We start from the raw sequence: 3158 nt of genomic DNA, 5'->3' as shown, positions 1-3158 counted from the left end.
CGGCCCCCGCGCGCAGACGTCGGGGGCCGGGCCTTCAGGGGCGGTTGTGCCTTGTGTGACGGGGATGGACATCCCGGGACAACAGACCCGGTGTCAGTTGTCGATCGCCTGGTAGAGCGTGGTCCAGAAGTCGTGGATCAGCCGCGCCGAGTCCGGGACGGACATCCCGACCTGGGTGAGCACGATGCCGGTGAGCCGGTTCTCCGGGTCGGCGTAGGTCGAGGTGCCGCTTCCGCCGTCCCAGCCGAACTGGCCGACGGGCGCGTAGTCACCCCGGTAGGTGCGCACCGCCATTCCGAAGCCCCAGCCGCCGTGCTGCCCCTGGCCGAACGACACGTGGACGTTCTCGGTGGCCATGGCGTTCCGGGCGGCCTGCTGCGCGGGCGTGAGGCGGTTGGTGGTCATCAGCTGGACGGCGGGCCGGGACAGGATCCGCTCGCTCCCGTGCATCCCCTGGTTCAGCAGCATCCGGAAGTAGGCGTGGTAGTCGTCGACGGTGGAGACCAGCCCGCCGCCACCGCCCTGGAACGCCGGAGGCTGGCTGTGCCGTCCCCCTTCGGCCGGGTCCCACACGTGGAACTCCCCGGTCTGCGGGTCGGGGGCGTAGAGCGGCGGCAGCCGGTCCGTCTTGTCGGCGGGCACGTGGAAACCGGTGTCCCCCATACCCAGGGGCTCGAAGACGCGCTCGCGCAGGAACGCATCGAACGACTTCCCCGTGACCCTGGAGACGAGCACGCCCAGCAGGTCGTTGCCGACGTGGTACTGCCACTGCTCGCCGGGCTGGTGCATCAGCGGAAGCGTGCCCAGGCGGCGCATCCACTCGTCCGGCTCGGGCATCGGCTCCGGCAGGTCGGGCGTGAGCCCCTGCGCGAAGAGCGCGTTCATGATCGGGGTGCCCAGCGCGCTCCGGTCGATGCCGAGCCCGAACGTGGAGGTCAGCACGTCCCGTACGGTGATCGGCCGCCGCGCCGGAACGGTGTCGTCCAGCGGGCCGTCGATCCGCCTCAGCACCTGCCGGTCGGCCAGTTCGGGCAGCCACTGCTCCACCAGGTCGTCCAGCCGCAGCCCGCACTCGTCGAGCAGGACCATCGCCGCCGCCATCGTGACCGGCTTGGACGTCGAGGCCATCCGGAAGATCGTGTCCCTGCGCATCGGGGCGCCGCCGTCATGGCGCATCGTCCCGATCGCCTCGACGTGCGTCTCACCGCCCCGGCTGACCAGGGCGACCAGCCCGGGGATCCGCCCGCTCTCGACGTGCCGTGTCAGTACGTCGCGCATCCGCCGCAGTCCCGCCTTGGAGAAGCGGCCGTTGTCGTTTTCCATCGTGGATCTCCGTGAGTCGTCAGGTGGTCGGGGGATACGGCTGCTCAGAGGCTGCGGGCGGTGATGTCGCCATGGGAGGTGGTGGCGCGGATGTCCAGGGTGGTCTCGCCGTCGTTCTTGAGGGCGTTGTGGACGCGGCCGTGGGGGGTGCCCGCGTCCAGGGCGGCGGAGACGCCGGGGGCGGCGCTGACGGTGATGTCGCCGGACTCGGTGCGCACCTCGACCGTGCCCTGGGTGGCGTGGGCGATGACGATGTCGCCCCTGGCGGTGCTGACCTGGGCGGGGCCGCCCAGGCGGCCGAGCGTGACGTCGCCGTCCTGGAGGGTGAGGTGGGCGCTGGCGGCCTCGTCGAGCTTGACGGGGCCCCGGGCGGCCTCGAAGGCGACCCGGCCCAGGCGTCCGACGCCGCGCAGTCCGGCGCTGGCGGCGGTGGCCTGGAGGTGGGAGCCGGTGGGCAGCTGGACGGTGATCTCCACCGATCCGGAGGGGCCGAAGGCCTGGTTCTTGGCGGGCGGGGCCTGGACGCGCAGGACGCCGTCGTCGTAGGTGACGGTGGTCTGCTGGGCGGCCTTGACGTCGCGGTTCTTGTCGGGGTCGGCGGGCTGGACCTGGACGGTGGTGTCGGTGCGGTCGGCGGCGATGAGCTGGACGCGTCCGGCGGGGATGTCCAGGACGGTGGTGATGGCGGTGGGGGTGGGGAAGGTGTGCATCGTACTTCTCCTTCTTCTGGTGCGGCGCCGGTGCGGGCCGCTGTTTCTGATGATGGAAAAGCTACGTTGCGTTCATGGTTATGGCAACAGATCTCTCGCGAGAAAACACCGTATTAGCAGGTAGATTCAAGGGAATTGTTGCAATGATTCTGAATCTAATGCAACGGGCTTCACTCGTTTCGTTGCAATGGGGGAAAGTGAACGCTAGGGTGGGCGCACCCACGCCCCACGAAGGAGACCGCGATGCCCGGAGGCAGGCTCACCCAGTCCGAACGCCAGCGCATCGAGCTGGGACTGGCCCAGGGACTGGCCTACGCGCGGATCGCCAAGGACCTGGACCGTCCCACCTCGACCGTCACCCGCGAGGTGACGCGCAACGGCGGCCCCACCTCCTACCGCGCCGACCTGGCCCACCGCGCCACCCAGCACCGCACCCGCCGCCGCACCAGGACCGCGACCCGGGCCGGACAGGCGCCTCCGCAGGCCTACGGACGCGACGCCGAGGCCGTGCGCGAGTACGAGGAGGCCTTCACCGCCGTCTTCATGCAGTCGGGCCTGCCCAAGATGACGTCCCGGGTCCTGGTGTCCCTTTACACCACCGACGAGGGCAGCCTCACCGCGGCCGAACTCGTCCAGCGCCTCCAGGTCAGCCCGGCCTCGGTCTCCAAGGCGATCACGTTCCTGGAGGGCCAGGGCCTGGTGCGCCGCGAACGCGACGAACGCCGCCGCGAGCGCTACGTCGTCGACGACGACGTCTGGTACCAGTCGATGCTGGCCAACGCCCGGGCCGAGGCGCACCTCGTCGAAGCCGCGCGTCAGGGAGTCCAGGTCCTGGGTCCCGGCACTCCGGCCGCCGTGCGTTTGGAGAACATCGCCCGCTTCGTCGACTTCGTGCGCGAGAGCATCATCCGCGCCTCGGAGCAGGCACGCGAGGTCCTGCACACCAAACCCGAACCCGTCCCGGACGGCGCCGACGAGCCGTCCCCGGAACCCCGGTAGGCATCCGCTTCGGCGGTCACGGCCACGTGCGGACGCTTCTCCGAAAGGCCGCCCGGGAGCACGCGGTGGGCCCGGCGCGCACGCGGACCGGACCGGGCCGTCCCGGTCCGCGCGGTCCGGCGTGCG

General features: G+C 70.9%; 3 protein-coding genes. 1 reads left to right on the top strand and 2 read right to left on the bottom strand.

Annotated features, from left to right (window positions below):
* Nucleotides 1–93: 93 nt before the first annotated feature.
* Together DQW06_RS19810 and DQW06_RS19805 are read right to left on the bottom strand one after the other, a co-directional pair.
* A complete protein-coding gene (locus DQW06_RS19810) occupies nt 94–1323 on the bottom strand; it encodes a serine hydrolase (RefSeq protein WP_013151508.1) in 1230 nt (409 codons plus the stop codon).
* Nucleotides 1324–1367: 44 nt separating this feature from the next.
* Nucleotides 1368–2033, bottom strand: a complete 666-nt coding sequence (locus DQW06_RS19805) for a DUF4097 family beta strand repeat-containing protein (protein ID WP_013151509.1) — start codon at nt 2031–2033, stop codon at nt 1368–1370.
* 243 nt (nt 2034–2276) lie between these two features.
* On the opposite strand from DQW06_RS19805, the gene DQW06_RS19800 reads away from it, so the two are divergent.
* Nucleotides 2277–3032 carry a GbsR/MarR family transcriptional regulator gene (locus DQW06_RS19800; protein ID WP_013151510.1) on the top strand — a complete coding sequence of 252 codons (756 nt, stop codon included), beginning with the start codon at nt 2277–2279 and terminating at the stop codon, nt 3030–3032.
* Nucleotides 3033–3158 lie beyond the last annotated feature (126 nt).

It is taken from the genome of Nocardiopsis sp. TNDT3 (assembly GCF_003427465.1).
Taxonomy (GTDB): domain Bacteria; phylum Actinomycetota; class Actinomycetes; order Streptosporangiales; family Streptosporangiaceae; genus Nocardiopsis; species Nocardiopsis dassonvillei.
The sequence above is the reverse complement of the archived record's forward strand: the minus strand, read 5'-3'. Positions and strand labels throughout refer to the sequence as shown.